Here is a 26,886-nt window from a genome sequence, read left to right on the forward strand (position 1 = left end):
CGGTGTGTCTATGCTCAGATATCCTCGCCCAAACGTCGCTCAGCTGGAACGTCGAAATCATCGCACAGCGCTAGCCATACATCGCGGGGATCAACCCCACGTTCGATTAGGTTTTCCGCCGTATCCCCCAGCTCGCTGAGCACGTGCGTGTCGCCGATCCACGCGGAGAAGCTCGACCCGAACTCGCCGTCAACGAGCCGATCAAACTCCGTACGCCTCATAGCACTACCCCTTCACAGATTGTCGCCCAGTGGCGGGCGGATGGACCATCCTGCAGCAGCGCCGCAGTGCCCCTGCCACAGCGACACAGTGGCGCAGAGCTCTTACTCGCCACGGAGCTCGCGCATGCGCTTCGCCACGGCATCCTCCGAGGCCTGAGTGTTGGCCGGGTTAGCCTGGTTGAACTGCTGGTTGCCCTGCTCGATCGATTGCTGTGCGTTGCTTCCGCCCACAGCCTGCTGGCCTGAACCGTTCATCTCCGCACGAATCTGCTCCAAGCGGGAGTGCCCAGCCATCTGGATGCCGGCCTGCTCGACCTCCATCATGCGGCCCTGCACCGAGTTCTGGGCGAGCTCGGACTGCCCAAGCGCGTTGGCGTACCGGCGCTCAATCTTCTCGCGCACCTGATCCAAGTTCGGAGTGGAGGTGTTCGATACGGAGTTCATAGACTGCAGTGACTCCGCCACCTTCTCCTGCATCTTCGCCTGCTCGAGCTGGCTCAGCAGCTTGGTGCGCTCGGCAGCCTTTTGCTGCAGCTGCATCGCATTGCGCTCCACGGCCTGCTTGGCCTGCGCGGCCTGCTGCAACGACTGATCGTGCAGGGACTTCAAATCCTCCACGGACTGCTCAGCAGACACCAGCTGCGCGGCGAATGCCTCAGCGGCGTTCTCGTACTCCGTCGCCTTCTGGGTATCGCCCGCTGCACGAGCCTTGTCGGAGAGGTTGAGCGCCTGCTTGGTGTTGGCCTGCAGCTTTTCCACCTCGGCGAGCTGACGGTTCAGCTTCATCTCCAGCTGACGCTGGTTTCCTATGACCGCCGCGGCCTGCTGCGACAGCTCGCGGTGCTGACGCTGAGCCTCCTGGATGGCCTGTTCGATCTGGATCTTGGGGTCAGCGTTTTCCTCAATCTTGTTGTCGAACAAGGCCATGAGGTAGTGCCATGCTTTGGAAAAAGGGTTGGCCATGAGCTGTTGTGCTCCTCAAAAAAAGAATTCTGGTGGAAGGTGTGCAGCGGGCTTACGAGAGCCCCATCAATGTGGACGCTGATCAACGCGATCACCGATCAGCGTAAACACTGACATCTTAGCAATCGAGCGCGACGCCACGGCCGCTCCCGCATGCCCCATGGGGCTTAGCTGCTTGACACCGCGCGCGTAGCCATGTTGGCGGCAAGCTCGGCCGCGGCGGCGTCGAGAGCCATCATCGACGCGGCCTCCAGGATCACGGACGCGACGCTGACGCCCATCGCGTGACACACGCTCGCGAGCAGCTCGGAGGACACTTCCTTGCGTCCCCGCTCCAGCTCCGAAAGGTAGCCCGGACTGACGTTCGCAAGCGCAGCCAACTCGCGCAGCGTAAAGCCGCTTTCCCCGCGGTATTCCCGCAGTGTTGCTCCTAGCGCCTCGCGCAGCAGCGGCTCTTCTGCAGGCAAGGTGGGCGAAGGCTTCTCCGCCAGCTTCGGTCCCATTAGCATCGTTTGTTGAGTCATCATTTACTCCAACGGCTCGCCTGCTCGATTTGTTCCCAACCACCGTTATCCAACGTGGCTGTGGTGCCAGACTACCCCGTCACCGTCTCGAGAATTACTCGGAACGCAAAATCGACAGCAGCTCGGCGAATTTTCTCACGCGTCGCCGCGCCGCCCTGCTGGGAACTCTCGGCGTCGAGGATGCCTGAAACGTCCACGGCGCGATGCGTAGCAACACCCTGAAACCACACACCCACGTAGACCTCGCCGACGTCGTGACCGTCTTGAGGATCGGGGCCGGCAACTCCGGTCAATCCAACGCCGATATCAGCGCCGCATTTGTCTGCCGCCCCGCGAGCCAGCTGCTCGGCGACATCCGGATCAATCGGCCCGCGGTCACGCAGCAGTTCGTCGTCGACGCCAGCAAGGCGTGCCTTGAGCTCCGTGGCATAGACGATCAGGCCACCCCGCAGCACGGCGGAAGCACCGGGGACGCTGGCGAGCGTCGCCGCGCACAAACCAGCGGTGAGACTTTCGGCGGTGGCGACGGTGAGCGACCGGGCGCTGAGTTCGCGGACAACATCGGCAGCGGACGCCACCGCATCCCCGGAATGACCGCTCGCCTGATTCGAGTCCTGCTGGGATTCCATAACCTAGTTCGCCCGGCGGGAATCAAGGATGTACTGCACGCCGGTCACCACGGTCTGCACCACGGCGATCGCCATGACGATTCCAGCGACCCAGGTCATCACGCCACCGAACGGCAGGATGAACAGGACGACCGCCAGGGTCTGCAGGACAGTCTTGAGCTTGCCGCCCTTCGAGGCCGGTACTACATTGCCCTGCCGGGCGAGCACGAGGCGCCAGATGGTGATGCCGAGCTCGCGCACCACGATGATGGCAGTAACCCACCACCACAACTCGCCGAGGATGTTGAGGCTCACGAAGGCGCTGATCATGAGCGCCTTGTCCGCGATGGGATCCGCCAGCTTGCCGAAGTCGGTGATGACCGAGTACTTGCGGGCCAAATGGCCGTCCATTTGGTCGGTGAACATCAGCAGGATGAACACCACCAGGGCCCACCAGCGGTGGGTGAGCGCAGATCCCCCGTCGGCCCACGAACCGGAGGTTAAAATCAGCCAGAGGAAGACCGGAATGAGAACGATCCGAACCGTGGTGAGGATGTTCGGAAGGCTCGATCGCCGCACGAACCTCCCGAAGGGGGAAATCCGTCCAGTGGTCGAAGTCGTTGTCTGTGGCTGTTGCACGATGCCGATACTACTCCCCTCGCTGTGATTTATCTGTGAGGATCCCCCGCCACGAGGAAAGCCGCCTGCGGCCGGGAATGTTCACACCGGAGTTCTAAGACTGGGCGGCTTCAGATGTGGTGTTCTCCGCCTGGGAAGACTTCTCGTCGGGGTGCTCGGAGGCGTACTTCTTCTTGCCCACCGTCAGACTCAGCACAGCGGTGAGGACGAGCACACCAACGATGACGATGAGCGACATCTCGACGGGAACCTCGGGAACTGACACATGCTCACCGCCGTTGATGAACGGCAGCTTGTTTTCGTGCAACGCATGGAGCACGAGCTTCACACCGATGAAGCCCAAGATGACCGCCAAACCATAAGACAGGTAAACGAGCTTATCCAGCAGGCCGTCCAGCAGGAAGTACAGCTGGCGCAGACCCAGCAAAGCAAGGGCATTCGTGGTGAACACGATGTAGGGCTGGTTGGTGATGCCGTAGATAGCGGGGATGGAATCGAGGGCGAAGAGAACGTCGATGAAACCGATGGCCAGCAAAGCGATAAACAGCGGTGTGAGGATCAGCTTGCCCTTTTCCCGGAACCAAAGGTGGTCGGAACGGTACTCGTTGTGCACCGGGATGAACTTACGGATCATCCGCACCACCAGCATGTCCTGCGGATCGGTCTCTTCCTTGTCTGCGATCTCGTCCCACACCAGCTTGGCGGCCGTCCACAGCAGGAACAGGCCGAAGAGATAGAACACATCCGACCATGCCTGGATGACAGCAGCGCCGAGGGCGATAAAGATACCGCGGAACACCAGAGCCAGCGCGATGCCGATGAGCAACACCTTTTGCTGATACTTCCGGGGGATCTGGAAGGACGTCATGATCAGCGCGAAGATAAACAGGTTATCGACGCTCAGCGCCTTCTCGGTGACGTAGCCCGCGAAAAACTCGATGCCGTGTTGGTGCGGGTTACCGGGCTCGCCCCAGGTCAACCACAGAAACGCGCCGAAAATCACTGCGAGGACGATGTAGAACACCGACCACCACGCAGACTCTTTCAGCGTGGGTTCGTGGGGAGTTTTTACGTGCGTGTAAAAGTCGAAGATGAAAAATCCGATCACCACCACGATGGTGATGATCCACGTCAATGCATTTACTTCCATGAAGTTATGGCCCTCCGGTCTGGATATGGGGTGAACAAATAGACCGGAGGTCTCTCCCACCCCACGACAGTTCAGTGAACCGCTGGGGCCGACACGACCGGGAGCCCTCCGCGCGGGGCGGATGGACTGCCGTGCTGACGATCAGTGTCGATGGTGTAGGGATACTCCCCTCCAATGGGCATAATCCTACACCTATCAGGTGGCGGTATACCTAAAACGCGCCGCCAGCTGTGGAGGGGTTGGCGCGAACCACGCGCACTCCATCCCTGGCGCCAGCGGTGCCATCGCTGTCGCTAGCGCCGTTTCCGCCAGCGCTATCGTTGTCGAGCTCGCCGTCGCCACTGCCGTCACCGCTGCCGTCTTCGCCCATGACCTCCTTGGGCGCATCAGCGGGGTCGGCACCCTTGATCATCCACAGCATCGTCTCCAGCTCCTCAGGCTTCACCAGCACCTCACGCGCCTTGGAGCCTTCGGAGGGGCCGACCACCCCGCGGGTTTCCATCAGGTCCATTAGTCGGCCTGCCTTCGCAAAGCCGATGCGCAACTTGCGCTGCAGCATGGATGTGGAGCCGAACTGGGAGGTCACCACAAGCTCCACGGCCTGCAGCAGATCCTCGAGGTCGTTTCCGATATCCGGATCAATGTCCTTCTTCGCCTCGGCGGCTTTGTCCTCGGTCACGCCTTCGGTGTAGTTGGGTTCTGCCTGATCCTTGGCAGCCTCCACCACTGCGGAGACTTCCTCGTCCGTGACAAACGCGCCCTGGATGCGCTTCGGCTTGCCCGCGCCCTGCGGGATAAACAGGCCGTCGCCCATGCCGATGAGCTTCTCCGCACCAGCCTGATCCAGGATCACGCGGGAGTCAGTCAGCGACGACGTGGCGAAGGCCAGACGCGAAGGCACGTTCGTCTTAATCAGACCGGTGACCACGTCCACGGACGGACGCTGCGTCGCCAGCACCAGGTGGATGCCGGCAGCACGAGCCTTCTGCGTAATGCGCACGATCGAATCCTCGATCTCGCGCGGCGCGGTCATCATGAGGTCCGCCAGCTCGTCGACCACACACACGATGTAGGGGTACGGCCGGTACTCGCGCTCCGAACCCAATGGCGTGGTGATCTCCCCGGACTTCACCTTCCGGTTGAAGTCCTTGATGTGGCGCACGCGACTGGACTTCATGTCCATGTATCGCTGCTCCATCTCCTCCACCAACCATTGCAAGGCAGCGGCAGCCTTCTTCGGCTGGGTGATGATCGGCGTGATGAGGTGCGGAATCCCCTCGTAGGGCGTGAGCTCCACCATCTTCGGATCCACCAGGATCAACCGCACTTCGTCCGGGGTCGCGCGCGTGAGCAGCGAGACCAGCAGGGAGTTCACGAACGCGGACTTACCGGAGCCGGTGGAACCCGCGACCAGCAAGTGCGGCATCTTCTGGATGGAGTGGGCAACGAAATCACCCTCAATATCCTTGCCCAGGCCCACGAGCATCGGGTCGTGGTCACCGACCACGCTCGGGGCGTGCAGTACGTCGCTGAGCCGAACCATCTCGCGGTCCGAGTTGGGCACCTCGATACCCACAGCGGACTTGCCGGGGATGGGCGTGAGCAGCCGAACGTTGTCGGTGGCGGCAGCGTAAGCCAGGTTGGACTGCAGGTTCGTGATCTTCGAGACCTTCACGCCTGGCCCCAGCTCGACCTCATAGCGGGTCACTGTGGGACCACGACTGAATCCGGTCACCTGTGCATCCACGTTGAATTCCTCGAAGACGTCCGTGATCGCCTCGATCATCCGATCGTTGGCTTCGCTTCGGGTCTTCGGCGCATCGCCGGGGATGAGCAGGTCGCTGGACGGCAGCTCGTAGGTGCCCTCCGGCTCCCGAGGAGCGACCTCCGTGCTGGCTGCAGCCTTCTTTTCCTCCTCCGACTTGGGCGTGGAGGCCGGCACTGCGGACGCATCGATGCCGCTGCGGGCGATGATCGCCTGCCGCACCGCAGCCCGATCGTTGGCCGCCGGCGTGATGCGCGGCGCTGCCGAGCGTTGCGGTTGCGCGGGCTGCTGAGGCTTCTGCGGCTGCTGTGGCTGCGCCGACTGCTGCGGTTCGTCCTCGAGCAGCTCGGCCACGTCGTCCATCGGGGGCTGCTTCGGTGCGCGGCGCTTGCGTACTGGCTTCTTGTCCGCCTTTTTATCCGACGCCACACCGCTTGTCCGACCCGCAGTTTCAGGCTGGGCCTGCGGGCCACCCTGGGCTCCAAGAACCAGGGTTGCGTCCTGGTCACCGTAGTGATCAGCGCCGTTGTCCACGGGGTAGTTATCCATGGGAGTAGCGCGCGACGGGCGGCGAGTGCGCGCGCCGCGCATCTGGCGCTCGAGGTGGCGATCGACGTAGCCGTAATCATCGTCCTCCTCGTCGAGAACGCCGTCCCCAGTGCCCTCGGCAAAGTCCTCATCAGCCCCATCGCCGAGGTGACCGAAGCCCAGGAAGTTCTTCAGCGCTCCGAAGACTTGGGTAAAAGTCATGCCGGTGAGCTGCAGCGCCCCGTACACGACGGCGAGCAGCAGCAACGGAATGGCGATGTATTTGCTGAACCCGACTTCCATCGGACCGCCCACGATGGCTCCGAGCATGCCACTAGCGTGGCTGCGGCCTTCGGCGTCGGAGGGAAGACCAGCGATGATGTGGATGATCCCGAACACGGCGAGCACGATGATGCCCACGCCCAACCACAGGCGCCCGCGAGAGCGCTGGGTGGTGGTGACGCCCACCATGAGGACCCACGCGACGAAGACGAGCGCGATGGGGACGATGAACGCGCCAGCACCGATGACCCAGGTGATGGCAGATGCGACGAGGTTACCGACGGTGCCGCCGACCTTGAACCACACGGTTCCGGCCAGGACAACCGCGAGGGCGAAGACCGCGAGGGCTGCGCCGTCCCGCTCGCCGCCGAGGCGGATGGCCTCTGGGGCGTCGGCAGAATCGTCGTCGTGAGTCGGTTCGTCCCCGTCATCGGCACCGGAGTTCGACGGACGGGGATCGTAATTGGGATCGGCAGCGGGCTTGCGTCGGCGCTTCCGTCCCGAGCCACCACCAGCACTGCCCGAGCCACCGCGCGTGTTGAGCTGCGTGGTGGGGGCGTCCATGAGCTCGGCGACGTCGTCGTAGGCGTCGCCGTAGCCGTCGTTGTAACCGTCCGGAGCTCCTGCGGCACCGCGGCTCGGGCGGAACATTTTGCGGGTCAGGCTGCCGATACCGCGCGCTGCTCCGCCAAAGGCAGAGCCCAGCGAGGAGCCGACGGGCTTGAACGCGCTACCGGTCCTCTCGAAGTCGTCATACCCCGCTGCAGCCCTTCGGGTCTGCGGGCGCGACGACGTGCCCGAGGAGTAGCTCTTCGTGTGACCTTGCCCTCGGGATCCTGACGTGCGCGTGCGACTAGAGACAGACATGGGTCTAGCTTAACCGGACAAGCCACATTGGTCACATGTGCAACACGCGTTTCAGGTAAAGATTTTTTAGCGGCAGAGCGTCTAGGCTACACGCTTGACTACGCCGTCCTTGGCTCCAGGCTCGGACTCGGTGATCTCCACCTGAGCTGCATCGTCACGCCCGAACAGCCACAGCAGGAGCTCGCCGGCTTCGCCGGCCACTCGGACCTCAGCGGAGGCGTTAGCACCTGCGCGGTGGACGGGATTGCTGGCTGATGGCGTCGACGAGGAAGAGGAGGAAGACGACGAGGAAGAGGCAGCGTCGGTGCGCTCCAGAATGACATGCACGGTGCTATCCCGCAGGAAGAACCGGGAGACCTGACGCACAACCTTCCACAGCTCGTCGCGCTCCTCGGCGGGGAGGTCACGCGGGGTGTACTCCCCTCCCCCACGACGGGCATCCTCGTGGTGAACGAAGTTCTCCGCCGCGTTGATGAACTTGTCGCCCAGGCGCATGGGGTTCCACACGGGAGGGCCGCTGCGGTAAGCCTCGACCAATTCGGCGTAGGGCTTCTTCTCGTATTCGGCAGTCTTCTTGTCCAGGTGACCGGACAACGATGAGATGAACATGCCCGCGGTGGCGTCCGGGCGGTACTCGCGCAGGACGAGGTGTACGGCGAGGTCGCGGGTATTCCAGCCCTCGCACAGGGTCGGCTTGTCCGGGCCGAGGGACAGCAAAAGGTCCGCCAGCTGCTGCCGCTCACGCTGAGCGGTCGTTGCTGAACGGACCGAAGGGGTGCCTGGTGAATTATGGCCGTTGTGTCGATTATCAGAAGTCATAATCACCAGACTAGCGGAGGATTAAACGGAGGGTCGTGACTCCTCTTCGTCCAGCTCCTCCACGATCTCGCTGGTCATCGGAACCACGGTGGGAACGATGAACGGCTTGCGCTTCCACTTGTCGGAAATGAGCTTTCCGACCTTGCGGCGGATGGCCTGAGCCATGCGATACGGGTCGTTCTCGCCCTCGCCCGCGAGGTCCAGCATTACGTTATCCACCATCTCGCGGATCTCGTTGAGCATGTCACGCGCATCGTCGGAGAAGCCCTTGGCCTGCACGGAGGGAGCCTCCAGTGGGCGACCGGTGCGGTTGTCGATGACAACCGTCACGGAGATCAGGCCTCCCTCGGACATGGCGGTGCGGTCCTCGAGCACCTCGGAGTCGATATCGCCCATGCGGACGCCGTCGACGTAGAGGTTACCGACCGTCACCTGGCCCACAACCTTGGCGTGTCCATCGACGAGGTCCACGACCACGCCGTTTTGCGCCAGCGGGATGTTGTTCGGGTTCACGCCGGTGCTGATGGCCAGCTCCTTGTTGGCGCGCAGGTGGCGCCACTCGCCGTGAACCGGCATGGCGTTGCGCGGGCGGGCTGCGTTGTAGAGGAACAACAGCTCACCGGAGTAGCCATGGCCGGAGGTGTGCACCTTGGCATCGCGGCCGGTGATCACGGTTGCGCCGATCTGGGCGAGCATGTTGATCACGCCGAACACTGCCTCTTCGTTGCCGGGGACCAGCGAGGAGGACAGGATGATGAGGTCACCATCGCGGACGGTGATCTGGCGGTGCTCGCGGCGGGCCATGCGGGACAGGGCTGCCATCGGCTCACCCTGGGTACCGGTGGTGATGAGAACCACCTTGTGCGGGGCCATCTTCGCGGCCTCGTCCATGGTCACCACGGTGCCACGGGGCGCGTTGAGGTAGCCCATGCGCTCGGCGATCTCCATGTTGCGGATCATCGAGCGGCCGTTGAAGGCCACCTTGCGCCCGGCCGCCACGGCCGCATCCACGGCGGACTGCACGCGGGAGACGTTCGAGGCGAAGGACGCGATGATGACGCGCTGCTTGGCATCGCGCACGAGGCGCTTGAGGGTCGGGGCGATGTCTGCCTCGGAACCGGACACGCCGGGGGTGGTGGCGTTCGTCGAGTCACAGAGGAACAGGTCGATGCCCTCGTCACCGAAGCGAGACAGTGCCGGCAGGTCGGTCGGGCGACCGTCCAGCGGGGTCTGGTCCAGCTTGATGTCGCCGGTGTGGACCACCAGGCCAGCGCCGGTCTTCAGGGCGATGCCCAGGCAGTCCGGGATGGAGTGGTTGACGGCGAAGAAGCGGATATCGAACGGTCCACGGTTTTCGTGGGAGTTCTCATCGACCTCGATCAGCTTGGGGCGCTGACGGTGCTCCTGGGTCTTCGCGGCAATAAGTGCGCAGGTGAAGCGCGAGGCGATGATCGGGATATCCGCGCGCTGCTTGAGCATCCACGGGATAGCGCCGATGTGGTCCTCGTGACCGTGGGTGACCACGAGGGCCTCCACGCGATCCCACTTGTCATCCAGGTAGCTGAAGTCAGGCAGGATCAGGTCCACACCCGGCTCGCCGGAGCTGGGGAACAGCACGCCGCAGTCGATGATGAGCAGTCGGCCGTCGTACTCGAAGACGGTCATGTTGCGACCGATCTCGGAGATACCGCCGAGCGCGACGATGCGCAGGCCGCCCTTCGGAGCCTTCGGCGGCTTGGGCAGGCGCTGGGTCAGATCCGCGCCCTGCATGGCCTTGAGCGCGCCCTTGCGGCGATCGTTGCCGCCGCGGTTGTTGTTCTTGCTGCCGCGGTTGTTGGAATTATTGCGGCCACGGTTGTTGCCGCCACCATTTCCGCCGTTGCCGTTGTTCTGGCCGCCGCGGTTGTTGTTGCCGTTGTTCTGGCCGCCGTTGCCGTTACTACCGTTATTGCCGCCGTTGCGGCCACGGCCACGGGAGCGACGGTTGCGGCTGCGGTTGCCACCGCCGTTGCCGCCATTACCGCCGTTGCCACCGTCATTGTGGTTGGCGTTGTGGTTGCTACCGTTGTCGGCGTTGTCGCCGCCCTGGGCACCATCGTTGGCGCGGGCAGCGGCGCCGCCGTCGTTGAACACGGTTGCCACGTCGGAGTGCGAGGGCGCGCCGTTGCCGCCGTTGCCGTTATTTCCGTTGTTGCCTGCTTCTGCAGATGCGGCAGTTTCCGCGCTCGGCGGAGCCGCCTTCCGGGTGACCTTACGGCCCCGGGATCGTTGTTCAGTCATACTTTCCCTATACCCCTGCGTCCTGCAGGTCTTGTGCCAGCTGATCCATCTCAGCGGCGGTTGGTTCAATAATGGGAAGACGCGGGGATCCCACGTCAATTCCTCGAAGTTTCAGTGCAGCCTTCGCAAATGTCACGCCCCCGAGACGCGCCTGTGCCTTCTGCAATGGCTGCAGCGCCACCGCGATGCTCCGGGCCTTCGCAATATCTCCCGCGTCGTACGCGTCGCGCAGGTCCCGCAGTTGCTGGGAAGCCACGTGACCGATGACCGAGATGAAGCCGGTGGCGCCGATCGCCAGGAATGGAAGGTTCAGCGGATCGTCGCCGGAGAACCAGGCCAGATCGGTGTGCTCGATCAGTTCCATGGCTGCGAACAGGTCACCCTTGGCGTCCTTGACAGCCTGGATATTCGGGTGTGCGGACAGCCGGCGGATCGTGTCGGCCTCAATGGGCACGACGGATCGCGAGGGAATGTCGTAGAGGCACACGGGAATGTCCACGTTGTCAGCGACGGTGGTGAAGTGCTGGTACAGCCCTTCCTGGTTGGGACGGGAGTAGTACGGAGTCACCACGAGCAGTGAATCGGCACCGGCATCCTGGGATGCGCGAGACAGTTCCACGGCTGCGGCCGTGTCGTAGGAACCACTTCCGGCGATCAGCTTGATCCGGTCGCCGAGTTCCGCACGCACAGCTTTGAGCAGGTCCAACTTCTCGGTCACACCCGTGGTGGGTGATTCGCCGGTGGTGCCGGCGAGAACCAGAGAGTCACAGCCCTTGTCCGCCAGGTGCCCCGCGAGCGAGACGCCGGTATCCAAGTCGACGGTTCCGTCCTTCTTGAAGGGCGTGACCATCGCAAGAGAAACTGTGCCGAAGTGCTCGGCTCCCCTTGTTGCTGCATTACCTGTACTCATGACTACCCAGGTTACCTTCCTGCCCGCGATTTGGGCGTATTTGGGCTATCGTTTGCTCCGTTTGTTCCGTTTGCTCACAGTATGTGTGCAATTGTCGGCTAGCTCGGTTGTGTGGAGCCATTTTTTATTCGACGCCACCAGCCTCACCGGCCCTGGAGTCCGCTACATGTCGCTGACGTAGGGGCTGGTTGCCATTTCCCCGCCATCGACGAGCGGCGTGATGGAGAAATCGTCGAAGACCGTCGGCGCGATGCGTTGCAGGTGGCGCAGGCACGTGACCGCGACCGTGCGGATCTCCGGATCTGCGTGTTCTGCTGCTCGCATGGCGATGAAGTGCCGCCAGCTGCGGAAGTTTCCGCTCATGACGAAGCGCGTTTCCGTGCAGTTGGGCAATGCCGCACGTGCGGCCTGCCGGGCCTGCTTGTTCCGCATGACCACGTGGGAGTGTCCGTCGAGCGTGGAGGTCACGCCCTCTAGGATCTCCTCGTAGGCCTGGTAGGCAACATCCGCGGATTGGAGAAACAGCTCGGTGAGTTTCTCGTCTTCTCGGATGGCCTGGGGAATCACTACGCGCGCTTCTTCGGCCGGCACGTAGCGCTGCGACAGCTGGCTGAAGCTGAAGTGCCGGTGGCGCATGATTTCATGCCCGCACGAGCGTGACACTCCGCGCAGGTACATCGTGGCGCTGGCGTGTTCGAGCAGCGTAGTGTGTCCGACGTCCATAACGTGGCGCACGTACGCCGCGTTCGTAGCCGTGTGGGGGTTGGGTTTGTCCCACGTTTCGTAGCATGCTCGCCCGGCGAACTCGACGAGCGCAGCGCCGTCCTCGGCGTCTGTGCTCCACGGTACGTCGGCGGGCGGATCGAAGGTTGTGTGACCGATGAGGTCAACCTGCAATTCCGCAATGGTGGCCATGGCTACTTGTTCTCCAGGCCGAGGAACTTCTCCAGACCGATGGTGAGGCCGGGGTTGTCAGCGATCTTGTCGATGCCGACGAGCACGCCGGGGACGAAGGATTCGCGGTCATAGGAATCCTGCTTGATCGTCAGCGACTGGCCGCGGGTGCCGAAGATGACTTGTTCGTGAGCCACCATGCCGGTCATGCGGACCGCGTGCACCTTCACACCGTCGACATCTGCGCCGCGGGCGCCGTCGAGGGTCTGCTCGGTTGCGTCCGGCTGCTCCCCCATGTTGGCGGCTTCGCGGGCGCGGGCGATGCCCTCTGCGGTGTGCACTGCGGTGCCGGAGGGGGCGTCCTTCTTATTCGGGTGGTGCAGCTCGATAACCTCGGCGGACTCGAAGAACGGTGCTGCCATTTCGGCGAACTTCATGGTCAGCACGGCGGAGATTGCGAAGTTCGGGGCCACCAGCACGCCGGTGCCCTCGGACTTGTCCAGCCATTCCCGGACGGTGTTGTAGCGCTCTTCGGTCCAGCCGGTCGTGCCCACCACGGCGTGGATGCCGTGGCTGATGCAGAACTCGAGGTTATCCATCACGGCATCCGGGACGGTGAAGTCAACGACCACCTCCACGCCGTTGTCGACGAGTACCTGGAGATCGTCGCCGTGATCAACGGCAGCGGCTAGTTCAAGGCCTTCTTCCTCTTTCACCGCGGCGACGATGGCGGTGCCAACGCGACCGTGTGCGCCAAGTACGCCAACCTTTGTGGCCTGGGAACCCATGGGCTAAAACTCCTCTAAACGTGTGAATATGTGCAGTTACTAGTGCTAATTGGCAGTGTGCATGCGATACATGCGGTGCATGCGGTGCATTCGCGCGCCTGTGCAAACATGTACCTACACGTGCATACCTGTGCCCGCTATTGTGCAACAAAAGGGCGAGCCATCACCTGGATGACTCGCCCTCATTGTCTCACTAGTCCTCGTCGACGAGAACCAGGGAGATCTTTCCGCGGTTGTCGATATCTGCGATCTCAACCTGGATCTTGTCTCCCACGGAGACCTCGTCCTCAACGCGCTCGATGCGGCGGTCGCCGCCGAGGTTCGAGATGTGAATCAGGCCGTCCTTGCCCGGAACCAGCGATACGAAGGCACCGAAGGCGGTGGTCTTCACCACGGTGCCCAGGAAGCGGTCGCCAACCTTGGGCATCTGTGGGTTGGCGATGGCGTTGATCTTCTCAATCGCTGCATCTGCGGCGGGGCCACCCACAGCGGAGATGAACACGGTGCCGTCATCCTCGATGGAGATGTTGGCGCCGGTCTCCTCCGTGATCTGGTTGATGGTCTTGCCCTTGGGCCCGATAACCTCACCGATCTTGGCCTGGGGAATGGTCACGGTGGTGATGCGCGGTGCGAACTCGCTCATGTCGTCCGGAGAGTCGATGGCATCTGCCATGAGGGACAGGATCTCCAGGCGAGCGGTGCGAGCCTGGCCGAGGGCCTCGCTGAGCACGTCGGAGGGGATGCCGTCGAGCTTGGTATCCAGCTGCAGTGCGGTCACGAAGTCCTCGGTACCGGCAACCTTGAAGTCCATGTCACCGAAGGCATCCTCGGCGCCGAGGATATCGGTCAAGGTGACGTACTTGTCCTTGTTACCGACCTTGCCGGTCACCAGACCCATGGCGATGCCGGCGACAGGTGCCTTGAGTGGCACACCGGCGTTGTACAGGCTCAGCGTGGAGGCGCACACGGACCCCATCGAGGTGGAGCCGTTAGATCCCAGCGCCTCGGAGACCTGGCGGATGGTGTACGGGAAGTCCTCGCGGGAGGGAATGACCGGGGTCAGGGCACGCTCGGCAAGAGCACCGTGGCCGATCTCGCGGCGCTTCGGGGAGCCCACACGACCGGTCTCTCCGGTTGAGTACGGCGGGAAGTTGTAGTGGTGGATGTAGCGCTTGGAGGTCTCCGGACCCAGGGAATCGAGCTGCTGCTCCATCTTCAGGGTGTCCAGCGTGGTCACGCCCAGGATCTGGGTCTCGCCGCGCTCGAACAGTGCGGAGCCGTGGGCACGCGGAACCATCTGCACCACGATGCCGAGGTCGCGAATGGTGGTGTGATCGCGGCCGTCGATGCGGAAGCCATCTTCGAGGATGCGCTTGCGAACCAGGTTGCGGGTCACGTCATTGTGGGCAGCACGGATTTCCGCTTCACGCTCGGGGAACTCGTCAAGCAGGTTGTCCACGGTTTCCTGCATGTTGTTCGCCAGTGCTTCGTCACGCTCTTGCTTGTCGGCGATGGACATGATGTCGGCCAGCGTGTCCTCGGTCTCGGACTCAACGGCGGACAGTACGTCTTCGCCGAAGGGCGGGTAGAGGTCGAAGCTGCGGGCCTCGGCGTCTACGGCGTCGGTCAGTGCCTTCTGAGCCTCGCACAAGGTGGCGATGAACGGCTTGGCTGCTTCGATGCCCTCGGCCACCACGGCTTCGGTGGGAGCCGGCGCGCCCTCGGCGATGCGCTCTACAACGTTTTCCGTTGCGCCAGCTTCTACCATCATGACGGCCACGTTGGGCTGCTGGGAAGCCTTGCCGCGGCCACGTCCGCGACCGCGGGAGTGCTTGGCGGAGGAGGCGTCGTTTTCATCGGTCACGCGGCCTGCCACCACGAGCTCGAAGACGGACTGCTCCTGCTGCTCGCGGGTCGGGAAGGCAACCCACTGGCCCTTCTTGTGCTTGTCGTCAGCAACCAGCGCCATGCGAACGCCACCGACAGGACCGGAGACAGGAAGGCCGGAGAGCTGGGTGGAGGCGGATGCAGCGTTGATCGCAACTACGTCATACATATCCTGCGGGTCGGCGGACATGACGGTCACGATGACCTGAACCTCGTTGCGCAGGCCCTTCACGAAGGTGGGGCGCAGCGGACGGTCGATGAGGCGGGCGGCCAGGATGGCGTCCGTGCCCGGGCGGCCTTCGCGGCGGAAGAAACTGCCGGGGATGCGACCAGCTGCGTACATGCGTTCTTCCACGTCCACGGTCAGCGGGAAGAAGTCGATGCCCTCACGCGGGTTGCGGGAGGCGGTGGTGGTGGACAGGAGCATGGTGTCCTCGTCCAGGTAGGCAGTCACTGCGCCGTCAGCCTGACGGGCCAGCAGGCCGGTTTCGAAGCGGATGGTGCGGGTACCGAAGTCGCCATTGTCGATGGTGGCGGCTGCTTCCCACACTCCAGCGTCGGGATCAATAAGTTCAGCGGTGATCTTCGAGTTTTTCTGACTCATAACGGGTGCGATGAATCGCCTTTCTGCGCGCTCCGCGGAGCTCGCTTCACGTCTTCCCCTCGCCTCTCAGCCATCCAGGTCGTCGATGCCGGTGCTGAAGCGTTTGTAGCGAAGGTATTTAAGAGATGTTGTGCGGTTTTTACCAGCAGCAATCCTACCACGCTTGCCCCCTCTCGCCCCTGACTGGACGAGCCCTCAACAGTTCTGAAAACACAATCGACTACTTGTGTTTTCTGCACAGCATCCCCACCTTTCCTTAACGTCGGCGTGGGTGAGCTTGGCCAATCGGACACATCCCATCGGTGGAGACTCCCCCGCAGACAATCATCCGCTCTCCACCATTTTTGCTGTTCAACGCTAAATCTTCCGGTTCTCCCTGGCGAATTTTTTCCCCTTTCGGTGTAACACTTGTCGACCGATCCTAAGAAAAATCCTGATCGTCTCCCCCGCTGCACACGTGCGGGTAGCCTGTGCTGCACATCACAAATTTGTGGACTCGCCATCGGAGGTTATCGCCGTGACTTCTTCCGCGCAGCAGGGGTTTCATGTACCTGTGGCGCGATCACGCCCGCCCGCGCCCGTCCGCAACGAGGTCCACCGCGATCGGATCCTCAACCGGCTTTTGTCGGACGATCCACCGCTCATCGTCGTCACCGCCCCGGCCGGGTACGGCAAGTCCACCTTGGCGGCACAATGGCTCAAGCGACGAGAGCACACCGCGCAGCCGCACCCCACCTCCGTCACCGCCTGGATGGGTGTGGGCGAAGACGACAACGCACCCATCCGGTTCATGTCCCACCTCATCGAGGTCATCGACTCCGCCATCCCCGGCTGCGCGGAACATCTCGGCGCCGCCCTCGAAGAGCACACCGATGACATCGCCCGCTGGGGCCTGCCGCCCATTGTCGATTGGATTCATCAGTCTGAAGCCAACCTGTCTCTCGTCTTCGATGACTGGCACCTCATTAAGGAACCGCGTTGCCAGGAGATCCTGCAATGGCTCGTCGATCACCCTTGCGAGCAAGTCACCATCCTCATCACCTCCCGGCAGCGCATCCCGCTGCCCTTGCGTAAATTGAAGCTGGACGGACGCCTTCGCGAAGTCGGTGCGGCAAGCCTGCGCTTCGACCCCGAGGAGCTCGCAGAATTCGTTCACGACTCCCCCGCCACACGCTTTGATTCCGCCGCTCGCGCCCGCCTTTTGGAAGCCACCGATGGTTGGGTGGCTGGGCTCCAGCTAGCCCTGTTGGCGTACCAGGATGCCCAAGACACCGACGAGTTCCTCGACATGCTCGCCACCGCTCCCGGCGAGGTGTCCACGTATCTTGCCGAGGTGGTCTTCGACGGCCTGCCGCCAGATCTGCTCGAGATACTCCACGTCATCTCCGTCCCAGAGCGGATTAACGCTGAGTTCGTCAACGCACTTACAGGCCGAAGCGACGGCTCTCTATTGCTCTCCGACATCTCCCGGCGCAACCTGTTTCTCCAAGCCATTGATGACAACTCTGAGTGGTACCGCTTCCACCACATGTTCGCCGCTACCCTGCGCCGACGCTTCGCCGTGGTGGATCCCCAACGGCTCCACGACACGCGCATCGCCGCCGCGCAGTGGCTCAGCGCCCACAATCAACCATTTGATGCCGTCCATCAGGCCAACAAGGCCCCGGACCCCGAGCTCGCCATCGACATCGTCCGCACCCACGCCATGAACCTCGTGGAACACTCCCGCATGTCCTCGCTCATCGCGCTGTGCGAGCTCGTCCCCGCCCACGTCCGCGAGTCGGATACGGAACTGCAGCTCGCGCTCGCGTGGGCCAATTGCCTGCTCCACCGAGCTGCGGACGCCCAGTATTTCCTCGACCTCATGTCCCAGGAGGGCTTCTCCCAATCCCAAAGCATCGAGGCCTCCGTCATCCAGGCCTGCATCGACATGTACGCCGATGCCGTAGAGGACATCGCCCCCATGCAGGATGTCTGCTTCCCTTACGCGGATTCCCTGCGCCCGTGGGTGGTGTCCGTCGCCGCGAATATTGCCACGTTCGTGCACCTCCGCGCCGGGGATTCGGTCGGGGCGCTCAAGGTGCAGCGCTGGGCGCACCCCTATCACCGCGCGACCACCGGGCCGTTCTCAGTGGTCTACGGCCTGCTCTACAGCGCCCTCGCTCACCGCGACGCCAACGACGTCACCCGCGCCCAGAGCTACGCCCTCCATGGCTACGAAGTGGCCTGCAGCCAAGCCGGTTCGTATTCCCACGCCGCACGCCTCGCTGGCGCCGTTGTCGCCTCCCTCACCTACGCCCGCAAGGACTTCACCGTCCACGGCCCGGGTGAGTGGTACGACGTGGAGAAGCTTTGCCGCAACTACTGCGAGCTGCGCACCGAGGGCGGCGTGGTCGATTTCATGATCGCCGGTTACCTCACGCTTTCTCGCTATTACGCCGACCGCAACCGCCTCGACGACGCCAATGCTGTGCTTGACCAAGCTCTCCAGGTGGCACACAAGCTGCGACTGCACCGCCTCGCCACCCACGTGCACCTCGAACGCACGCTACTGCCCGACCCATCCGCGCTCCAGGCTGATGCTGCCCCCGCCTATCCCTTCAGCGCCGAGGACTCCGGTCAGTCCCCTGGGCTGGCTGGGGATGGGGATGCTGGTGGCGTCGACCGTGAACAAGAACCTTCGATATCCGACGCCGCAACGGACGACACCGAGTACGTGGAACTGAGCGACCGCGAAATCGAGATCCTCGCGCTGGTGCGCCAGGGGCTGAGTAACCGCGATATTGCCCGCAGGATCAGGCTCGGGGTGAACACGGTGAAGTGGTATCTGAAGAACCTGTTCGTGAAGTTCGATGTGTCCCGGCGCGATGACTGCGTGCGTGCGGCGGAGGATGCAGGCTTCGATCTAGATGGCCACGCATAGGCTAACCCCCGGGCGGCGACGGTGCTGAGTGGCTGTCGCTGCTCGGGGGTTAGAGGGGGGGTTAGAGGGGGGTTAGAGGTGCGGGGTTAGTTGGAGCGCTCCGGGATATCGATGCCGACCCACTCCTTGTAGAAGGTGTCGATATCCGGCTCGAAGTCGCGGATCACCGGGTACCACGGCACCGGGGCCTCCACCTCGAGGAGGTCGCCGGAGGTGGGGTCGATGTACTCGCGGATGACCTGCCAGTCCGTGGACGGGGCCATGAGCCGCGGGTAGATCTCCTCCATGTCCGCGGCGGTCTCACGGACGCGGATGAGGGCGTGCATCTTCCAGTTTTCGTTCCAGTCGCAGAACACGTGGCCGGACCATGACTTGATGACCCAACGCTTGTCGTCTGGCTGCTGGACGATGAAGAGCTTGGGGCCCAGGGGAAGCACGATCTTGTCGTCCCAGGGGACCTGCTCTTGGAGGATCTCCAGGTACATCGGGAAGCGCTCAATGTCCTTCGGAGAGCTGAGCATCTGCTGGTAGGTATCGTCGTCGATCTTGCCGTTGACGAGGTCCCTGACCTTTTCCTTGGTGTAAGCCATTGGTCTAGTCTCCTTGTGAGTAGTGGCTTGGGGTGGTGGCGCTGGTGGGGGTTTACTCTTCGACGAACTTCACCATGTGGACGTCCGGCAGTTCGGAGATGTCCATGGCGCGATCGCGGCCGAAGCTTGGCACCGGCAGATCTTCTTCCAGCAGGTCCCAGTCCTCCGGGATGTCCCAGAAGTCGCGGAACTCCTTACGGAAGCGTTGGCCGAGCTTGAACGACTGGGCGTACATGAGCTGGACCGGGATGGCGGCCTTCTTGTCGATGATGCGCTGACGCTCTTCCTTCATCCACTCGGAAACCGGCTTGGCCTTGGCGAGGCGGTCCTTGCGGATGTCCTCGCGCAGCTTCTCGGTGCCGGACTCGTCGAGTTCCCACACGCCGTCATTCTCGGTGGCCTTGACGCCGTAGACCGTTTCGACCAGGCGGGGCAGAACGTATCCGCCGTTCATGTCGTCGATCACGGCCTGCGGGTCACGCTCGAGCGGGTCGCCGTAACCGGGGCCGCCGCGCATGTAGTTGAGGTAGAGGTCGTAGTCCTTGAAGGCTTCCTCAGTGGTGACGGCCTGCTTGTCGCGCTTGATCTGCGCGTCCGGGATGAGGGCGTCGTACTTCGGGTTCTCCGGATCGGTGTCGCCACCGATCGGAATCTCCGCGCCGCTTTCGATGAGCTCCTTGAGGTTGGTGTCGTGGGCGGCGAAGCGGTAGCCGGAAGCTGCCGGGTAGCCACCCATGAGGCCCCAGTCGGAGGTGATGTTGGAGTTGCCCATGAAGAACATGGTCCAGTCCTTGGCGTTGTAGACCAGGCGGAGCGACTCGAAGCCACAGCCGCCGCGGTACTTGCCTGCACCACCGGAGCCGGCCTTGATCTGGCGGCCGAGGTAGACCAGGGGCTCGGCGAGCTCCCAGATCTCCATGTCGCCCATATCGCCTTCCGGGTTCCACATGGCCGCTGCGTGGGAGATGCCATCGCGGGTGGCGGAGGCGCCCACTCCGTTGGCTGCACACTCGAACGAGTTCACGGCGTGGATCTCGTCGTACTGGTTGAAGCCGCCGCCTTGCAGCCAGTTGGAGGTGTTGGCATTTCCGGAGTTGACTTCCTCGAGGTAGCCGCGGCCGGTGTAGGCGCGGGAGAGACCGCGCCACAGTGCGGACCAGGCGGAGACCATGAAGTGCCAGGAGTAGGCGAAGGCTACGCGCCGATCGTTCGGGTTTGTCCATGTGCCCTTGGGTAGGCGGAACTCGGTGCCGTAGGCCGCGCCGTCGTTGATCATCTCGGAGGGGATCAACGTTTGGGTCATCATCACCCAGATGCCGGAGGTGAAGCTCACCGGGTTCGCGTTGAAGGTGTGCCAGCCCCAGCGGGAGGCTCCCTCAAAGTCGATCTTCCAGGTGGCATCCGAGCGGATGGTGATCTCGGAGGGCGCGTGCATGATCGTGTCGACCTTGGCGAAGTCCGAGGGCAGGCGCACGTCTTCGTGGCTGAAGGGCACATCCACGAAGGCGGTTTGGCGGTAGGTGCCCGGAATGGTCATCGCCTTGATGCGGTTCTGCAGGCCCTCGCGGCCGTGCTCGACGGACTCGTAGGCGAACTTCCAGTAGGCGTCCAGGCCCTCGGATTCGATGACGTCGTACACGAGGTCGCGGATCATGTGGCAACCGGCGATGCGGGTGCGCTCGTCGAGCATCCAGTAGCGGGTGGTGCGGACCATGCGCTGGGACTCGTGGAGCCAGTCGCGCCACAGGGTGTCGTTGGAGCCGATCTTGCGGCAGGTGATGGAGTAACCGTCACCGAAGCGCTGAACCTGGCCGGTGGACATGGAGCCCGGGCCCACCGAGCCGGTGTCGATCACGTGGGTCACGCCGCCGACCCAGCCGATGAGCTTGCCTTCCCAGAAGATGGGCACCAGGGTGTGCACGTCACAGGGGTGCACGTTGCCGGTGAGGCAGTCGTTGTTGCAGAAAATATCGCCATCTTCCACGCCTGGGTTATCTTCCCAGTTGTTCTCGATCATGTACTTGATGGCCGCGCCCATCGTGCCCACGTGGATGATGATGCCGGTGGAGGTCAGGATCGAGTCGCCGCAGGCGTTGTAGAGGGTGAAGCAGAGCTCACCTTCCTGCTCCACGATGGGGGATGCTGCGATCTTCTTGGAGGTTTCGCGAGCGTCCACCAGGCCGGCGCGGAGGCGGGAGAAGATCTTGTTGTACTGGATTGGGCTGGAGGCGCGGAGGTCCTTGTCCTTCAGGCCTGCGTAGTGGCCCGTGGAGCGGGTCGCTTCCATGATCCGGTCGCGGTGAGCCTTGAGGGTCTCACCTCCGTAGACGATGCCTTCTTTGGGCCCGGAGTCCACGGAGTTGTCGGCAGGAGTGCCAATTGTGGTGGTCATGAGTGTCTTTCCTTCCCTTGGGGGTCCCTAGAGGTAGGGGCTTAGACTTCCTTGAGGTGGAAGATCCGGTGCTTGTCGAGGTAGGTTTCGAAGCCATCGGGGACCACGAAGGTGGTGGCATCGGACTCGATGATGGCGGGACCGGTGATCTCGTTGCCTGGCAGCAGCGATTCCATCTGGTACAGCTGCGCTTCCTTCCACTCGCCCTTGCGGTAGAAGCGGCGCGTGCCCAGGCGGGACTCCTCTGGCGGCTCTTTGCCTTGGAGTTCCTCTTCCGGAATCTGCGGCTTGGGGATGTCCACCTTGCCGCGCAGGATGGCGCCGGTCACCGAGTAGCCGAGCTCTGGGGAGCGGGCGGAGGCTGCGTAGACGCGGCCGTAGGTGTCGTTGAAGGTGTCCACCAAGGCGTCCCAGTCTTCGGCGCTGGAGGCCTTCGAGATGGGAGACTCGATTTCCAGGTCGTTGAGCTGGCCGCGGTACTGCATGCGGTAGCCGGGGATGAGGGTCACGTCCTCGGCCTTGTAGCCGTTGAGCTCGAATTCCTCAAGGACCTTCTCGGTGAGCTCTGACCAGGCGTCCTGGAGAACCTTCGCGTTGGCAGCCTTCTCGTCGTCGGCTGCATCCTCATCGATGTTGAGGTCGAGGGACTTGTCGTAGCGGTACTCGAAGTCTGCGGATGCGCATCCGAAGGCGGAGAAGCCAGCGGCCCAGGCGGGAACGAGGGTGTCCTGGAAGCCCAGGCCCTCGGTGTAGCCGTAGGTGTGTACCGGGCCGGCACCGCCGTAGGAGAAGCAGACGAAGCTCTCTGGCGAGTAGCCCTTGCCGGAGACCAGGGACTTCACGTAGTCGCGAAGTTCGGTATCGAGAATCTCGATCACGCCGGAGGCGGCTTCCTCCACGCTGAGGCCCAGTGGATCGGCGATCTGCTCCTTGATGGCGTTGCGTGCGCGGTCGACGTCGAGAGTGATAAGACCGCCAAGGAAGTTATCCGGGTTCAGGTATCCCAGCACCACGTGGCAGTCGGAGACCGTGACGGTATCGATGCCGGAATCAGCCCAGCACACGCCCACGCGGTAGCCGGCGGAATCCGGACCCAGCTTGATGGCCTTGGTGTAGGGATCGAGGCGCACCATGGAACCAGCACCGGCGCCGACGGAGTCCATGCCGACCAGCGGCAGGGACAGCACCAGGCGGGCCATGTCGGGGTCGTTATGGATTGACAGCTCGCCTCGGGTGATGAGAGCCACGTCGAAGCTCGTACCGCCGATGTCGGAGCAGACGATGTTGTCGTAGCCCAGCGTCTCGCCGAGATACTTCGCACCGATCACACCGCCGATTGGTCCGGACACGATGGTGCGAGCCAGCTCGCGGGCCTTCCAAGAGATGGTGCCGCCGTGGGTGGCCATCACGCGGGTGTCGAACTTGGCGCCGTGCTCGCGGAAGGCGTTGGAGATCTTCTTCAGCGTCTGCCGCGAGGGCTCTGCTGCATAGGCCTCCAGCACGGTGGTGTTGGTGCGGTGGCTTTCCTTACGCACCGGATAGTAGTCGGCGGAGGCGAAGACTGGGATCTTCTTTCCGGACTTTTCTACTTCTTCCAGCACGATGTCGCGGACGCGGCGCTCGTGCTCGGGGTTCTTGTAGGAGTGCAGGAGGGAAATCGCGATGCCTTCAACGTCGGCTTCGATGAGTTCCTGGGCTGCTTGGCGGGCAGTGTCCTCGCGGAGCGGGATCACCACGGTGCCGAACATGTCAACGCGCTCCACAACGCCTCGGGTAAGGTCGCGTGGCACGAGCGGTTCGTCGTACCAGTGCGTGTTGATGTGGATGCGGTCGGGGTAGGCCAGGCCGAGGTGGGACTGGATTGCTCGGCCCATGCGGTGGAAATCTTCCATTCCTGCGTTGACGATCAGGCCACAGCGGAGGCCTTTGCGCTGCACAACACGGTTAAGCATGGCCGTACCGGAGTACACACCGGTGATGAGTTGGCCGATTGCGTCGTCGATATTGTCGATGTCCCAGCCCACGAGTGCGTCGGCGCTGGAGTTCAGCAGTGCCACGGACTCATCGTCTGGGTTGGATTGTGCTTTGCCGACGACGAAGTCGCCGTTGTTGTCGACAAAGAACGTGTCGGTCATAGTCCCGCCGGCGTCGATGCCAAGCACTTCAACCCTGCGGGCGGCAGATTCGGGAGCCATACCTTCCTCCGTTTCACGAGATCACGCCCGCGGTTCCTTCACCCACGAGGCTGTGATGCAACTCACACTATGGCGCGCGAAGGAGGGTTATCCACTACCCACCTGGGTGGTTTTCGGCTACCACCCACCCCACCCGGTGGCCACCCTTCGGTGTTGGATTTTCGGGGCGTTGCACCCTAGGGGGTTGGCCTCTTTTTCCTCGACGCCACCAGCCTCCCGTTCGTTGGGTTGGGTTCGGGTGGTTGCAGGTAGTGCCTGCACAGGCATTTGTGCGCCCGATGTATCTTTTCGATCTGACCAGGGCGTGTCAATATTTTTCGAAAATGTTGCCTAACACTCTTGTTCGATGTCCCACACGCCTGTACTATAGAAACCAACAACACCACACGGGGACGCCACACCACGGGGAAACACCAAGAAACATCCGGATATGCTGGCTTTTAGCAGGTATATCGGAGTTTATCACCGGTGGTGCCACGGGCACAGTAGGAACTTTGTAGGGGAATTATCCAGGGGGAAGATCACTATGGCCACCACACCACACACCAAAGAGTCGATCAGAACAGACGAACACACAAACGATACCGACAGTGACAGTGTCGTTGATTTGGCCACGCATGTTGATGTCATCGAAGCATCCATGGCCACGGTCACCGACATCCTCACCACCCCCACCGCCGAGCTATTCCACACCCACCGCACCGACATCATCCGCCTGTTGAAAACCATCAGCCACACCGACACGTTGTATGCGGCGTTTGCTTATGCTGCCCACGAAGCACACATCTCCCGCGCGGCGGGCACGACACGAACCTCGACCTACCTCGCGAGGTTGTTGGACACCTCCGAATACCAAGCACGACAGTGGATCAACCTCGGGATAAGCCTGTACAAACCACCCGAACCACCCACAGATAACACTGACGGCGACAACACCACCGACGGCGAGGAAGACTCAGCCAACAATGACGACGATGACACCGACGATGCCCAGAGTCGTGCCGACCAATTAGCCGAACGTCGTCGGGCACACGAAGCCCACCAAGCACATTTGGCTGCCCAGGCACAAGCACGCAAACAAGCCCGCAAGCTTAGCGATGCGAAACTGGCGGAGATCAACCGCGAACTCGAACACCTCCACCCCAGCCTGCACACCGAGCATCACCACATCCTGTTCGACAACGCCACAACCATGGCAACCACCACCACCGTCGACGACCTCAAACTCCACCTGCGCACCCAAGTCCGCACACTCAATAGCAGCGTGGTGGATCCGACCGCTGACTACCGGGCACGCAAACTCCTCTGGTCACCCGCCGACACCCACGGCAACATCCGCCTCACCGCCGTACTCCCCCGCACAGGGCACGCATTGTTGGAAACGCTGATGTCCCCAGCACGATTAGCGGCGTTCGACCGCAGTCGTGGGGTGAACACGGACGAGGACCGTAGAACCATGGCTCAACGCAGGGCGGATGTGTTCATGGCGATGTTGGAAACCTGGGCCGAGGATGCTGACGCCGCCACCGCCCCACGCACACGGGGGTTGGCATCCCTAGTGGTGGCACTGTCGGCCAAGGATCTCACCACACTGCCCACCAACACCACTGATGCTGATGCGGACCCTGGCGTGAAAGCCAGCCCCACGATCCGAGCTGAATCCGGAGCACCTGCCACCAGCGGTACCACTGGCTCCCCACCACCGGTATCCGGAGAGTCACTGAATGCACCTGGTGTGTGGTTTCCCACGAACACCAACGCCCGGCTGCACCCGATCGATATTCTCCGGTTGGGGTTGGCTGAACATGATCTGGGGGTGGTGCTCGATCCGGATTCCGGACGCGCCCTTACTGCCGCGCGGATGAAGCGGCACGCCACGGTGGAGCAGAAGCTCATGCTCGTTGCTGAGCAGCTGTGTTGTGCGTATCCGGGGTGTAACCGGGCTGCGGTGGATTGCGATGTTCACCACATCAAAGCTTGGTCCCGTGGGGGACGCACGACCGTTGATAATTTGACGTTGTTGTGTCGGACGCATCATCGGATGAATAGGGATCAGCATGATGGTGGTGTGGGTATGGGCCATGCCGAGGTTGATCCGGATTCCGGACGCGTCGGCTGGTGGGAAGCCCGCCACACTCATGAGGGCTTACCGGATCTGCCTGGGGCACCACCACCAGATACTGAACCAAAGACAGATCCATCACCGTCTGGGTCACCGGTCACCGAACCTTCAGGGTCGGGCCCGCACGCACGCCCGCGTCCGCACCCGCGGTTGAGTGACACGGTTGTGGTCAACACGTCCACCACCGCCAGCCAAGCCCCCGGCGCCAAAGTGACCGACCAGGCTTGGGGAAGTGAGGAGGTTCAGGCATTGTTCGACCCACCACAACCACAGTCCCCAACACGCCGCAGTGATCGAGCATCATGACCAACCAGCAGCACTTAGCACCAGCACCGAGCACCACCCCACCCCAAACCCGAACCAAGCCAATCCGAACCGAGCCGATCCGGAATCCGGACGCAACCATCCCACCACCAGCACACCAAGCAAACAGACTCGTTAGCCCCGAGACAAGAAAAACCACGCCACCCCGAAAATACGAGGATGGCGTGGTGGAGGGGCAATGCCGCGAGGCAACACCCCGCACAGCGCTAGTGCTGGACTAGTCGCCTAGCTAGCGGCAAGACTAGCGGCGCAGGCCCAGGCGCTGGATCAGAGAACGGTAACGGTCAACGTTGTTCTCAGCCAGGTACTTCAGCAGGCTCTTGCGACGACCAACCAGCAGCAGCAGGCCGCGGCGGGAGTGGTGATCGTGCTTGTGGAACTTCAGGTGCTCGGTCAGCTGACGGATACGAACGGTCAGCAGCGCAACCTGAGCTTCGGGGGAACCGGTGTCGGTCTCGTGGAGGCCGAACTCCTTGAGGGTCTCTGCCTTCTGCTCCTTGGAAAGAGCCATAAGAATATCTCCTTGGTAGTTGTTTCAGTCCGCGCGAAAAGTTGTCCATACACAGCGCCGCCGGTCAGACCTCGGCGTGTGATGAGCATGCGACTACCGC

19 protein-coding genes are annotated in these 26,886 nt (G+C 62.6%); 2 read left to right on the forward strand and 17 right to left on the reverse strand.

Features of this window, described 5'->3' with window-relative positions; all coding sequences use genetic code 11:
* Nucleotides 1-14 precede the first annotated feature (14 nt).
* The 13 genes from LA343_RS08140 to LA343_RS08200 all read right to left on the reverse strand — a co-directional run bounded on the left by LA343_RS08140 (nt 15) and on the right by LA343_RS08200 (nt 15,729).
* Nucleotides 15-221 (reverse strand): DUF3046 domain-containing protein, encoded by a 207-nt coding sequence (locus tag LA343_RS08140; protein ID WP_025402837.1) that lies wholly within the window; start codon nt 219-221, stop codon nt 15-17.
* Nucleotides 222-323: 102 nt separating this feature from the next.
* On the reverse strand, nt 324-1,184 hold the full coding sequence (locus LA343_RS08145) for a PspA/IM30 family protein (RefSeq protein WP_025402838.1): 861 nt from the start codon (nt 1,182-1,184) through the stop codon (nt 324-326).
* A 167-nt stretch (nt 1,185-1,351) separates the two neighbouring features.
* Complete coding sequence (locus tag LA343_RS08150; protein ID WP_025402839.1) at nt 1,352-1,708, reverse strand: helix-turn-helix domain-containing protein; 357 nt, start codon at nt 1,706-1,708, stop codon at nt 1,352-1,354.
* A gap of 71 nt (nt 1,709-1,779) precedes the next feature.
* Nucleotides 1,780-2,337, reverse strand: coding sequence for a CinA family protein (locus tag LA343_RS08155; protein WP_025402840.1), 558 nt, complete (start codon nt 2,335-2,337; stop codon nt 1,780-1,782).
* A gap of 3 nt (nt 2,338-2,340) precedes the next feature.
* Nucleotides 2,341-2,895, reverse strand: a complete 555-nt coding sequence (gene pgsA, locus LA343_RS08160) for a CDP-diacylglycerol--glycerol-3-phosphate 3-phosphatidyltransferase (RefSeq protein WP_025402841.1) — start codon at nt 2,893-2,895, stop codon at nt 2,341-2,343.
* A gap of 154 nt (nt 2,896-3,049) precedes the next feature.
* On the reverse strand, nt 3,050-4,105 hold the full coding sequence (locus tag LA343_RS08165) for a TerC family protein (protein WP_025402842.1): 1,056 nt from the start codon (nt 4,103-4,105) through the stop codon (nt 3,050-3,052).
* Nucleotides 4,106-4,316: 211 nt separating this feature from the next.
* Nucleotides 4,317-7,547: an FtsK/SpoIIIE family DNA translocase gene (locus LA343_RS08170; protein ID WP_025402843.1), complete on the reverse strand. Its 3,231-nt coding sequence runs from the start codon at nt 7,545-7,547 to the stop codon at nt 4,317-4,319.
* 81 nt (nt 7,548-7,628) lie between these two features.
* A complete protein-coding gene (locus LA343_RS08175) occupies nt 7,629-8,366 on the reverse strand; it encodes a TIGR03085 family metal-binding protein (RefSeq protein WP_081737418.1) in 738 nt (245 codons plus the stop codon).
* A 21-nt stretch (nt 8,367-8,387) separates the two neighbouring features.
* On the reverse strand, nt 8,388-10,646 hold the full coding sequence (locus tag LA343_RS08180) for a ribonuclease J (RefSeq protein ID WP_025402845.1): 2,259 nt from the start codon (nt 10,644-10,646) through the stop codon (nt 8,388-8,390).
* Between the two features lie 7 nt (nt 10,647-10,653).
* The gene (gene dapA, locus LA343_RS08185) at nt 10,654-11,556 is read right to left on the reverse strand and encodes a 4-hydroxy-tetrahydrodipicolinate synthase (protein ID WP_025402846.1); all 903 of its coding nucleotides are present in this window, start codon (nt 11,554-11,556) and stop codon (nt 10,654-10,656) included.
* A 162-nt stretch (nt 11,557-11,718) separates the two neighbouring features.
* The gene (thyX, locus tag LA343_RS08190) at nt 11,719-12,471 is read right to left on the reverse strand and encodes an FAD-dependent thymidylate synthase (protein ID WP_025402847.1); all 753 of its coding nucleotides are present in this window, start codon (nt 12,469-12,471) and stop codon (nt 11,719-11,721) included.
* A 2-nt stretch (nt 12,472-12,473) separates the two neighbouring features.
* Nucleotides 12,474-13,238, reverse strand: a complete 765-nt coding sequence (dapB, locus tag LA343_RS08195) for a 4-hydroxy-tetrahydrodipicolinate reductase (protein WP_025402848.1) — start codon at nt 13,236-13,238, stop codon at nt 12,474-12,476.
* Nucleotides 13,239-13,431: 193 nt separating this feature from the next.
* Nucleotides 13,432-15,729 (reverse strand): polyribonucleotide nucleotidyltransferase, encoded by a 2,298-nt coding sequence (locus LA343_RS08200; protein WP_025402849.1) that lies wholly within the window; start codon nt 15,727-15,729, stop codon nt 13,432-13,434.
* A 517-nt stretch (nt 15,730-16,246) separates the two neighbouring features.
* Between LA343_RS08200 and LA343_RS08205 the strand changes: the two genes are divergently transcribed.
* Nucleotides 16,247-18,652: a helix-turn-helix transcriptional regulator gene (locus LA343_RS08205; RefSeq protein ID WP_144084491.1), complete on the forward strand. Its 2,406-nt coding sequence runs from the start codon at nt 16,247-16,249 to the stop codon at nt 18,650-18,652.
* 86 nt (nt 18,653-18,738) lie between these two features.
* On the opposite strand, the gene LA343_RS08210 is transcribed toward LA343_RS08205, so the two are convergent.
* Genes LA343_RS08210 through LA343_RS08220 form a run of 3 tightly spaced genes read right to left on the reverse strand, consistent with a single transcriptional unit; the run spans nt 18,739 to nt 23,829 of the window.
* The gene (locus LA343_RS08210; protein WP_025402851.1) at nt 18,739-19,242 is read right to left on the reverse strand and encodes an acetone carboxylase subunit gamma; all 504 of its coding nucleotides are present in this window, start codon (nt 19,240-19,242) and stop codon (nt 18,739-18,741) included.
* 52 nt (nt 19,243-19,294) lie between these two features.
* A complete protein-coding gene (locus tag LA343_RS08215) occupies nt 19,295-21,634 on the reverse strand; it encodes a hydantoinase B/oxoprolinase family protein (RefSeq protein ID WP_052337556.1) in 2,340 nt (779 codons plus the stop codon).
* A 41-nt stretch (nt 21,635-21,675) separates the two neighbouring features.
* Complete coding sequence (locus LA343_RS08220) at nt 21,676-23,829, reverse strand: hydantoinase/oxoprolinase family protein (protein WP_025402853.1); 2,154 nt, start codon at nt 23,827-23,829, stop codon at nt 21,676-21,678.
* Between the two features lie 526 nt (nt 23,830-24,355).
* On the opposite strand from LA343_RS08220, the gene LA343_RS08225 reads away from it, so the two are divergent.
* Complete coding sequence (locus tag LA343_RS08225) at nt 24,356-26,257, forward strand: HNH endonuclease signature motif containing protein (protein WP_025402854.1); 1,902 nt, start codon at nt 24,356-24,358, stop codon at nt 26,255-26,257.
* Between the two features lie 259 nt (nt 26,258-26,516).
* On the opposite strand, the gene rpsO is transcribed toward LA343_RS08225, so the two are convergent.
* Nucleotides 26,517-26,786, reverse strand: a complete 270-nt coding sequence (gene rpsO / locus LA343_RS08230; protein ID WP_025402855.1) for a 30S ribosomal protein S15 — start codon at nt 26,784-26,786, stop codon at nt 26,517-26,519.
* Nucleotides 26,787-26,886 lie beyond the last annotated feature (100 nt).

The organism is Corynebacterium falsenii (assembly GCF_020099275.1).
Taxonomy (GTDB): domain Bacteria; phylum Actinomycetota; class Actinomycetes; order Mycobacteriales; family Mycobacteriaceae; genus Corynebacterium; species Corynebacterium falsenii.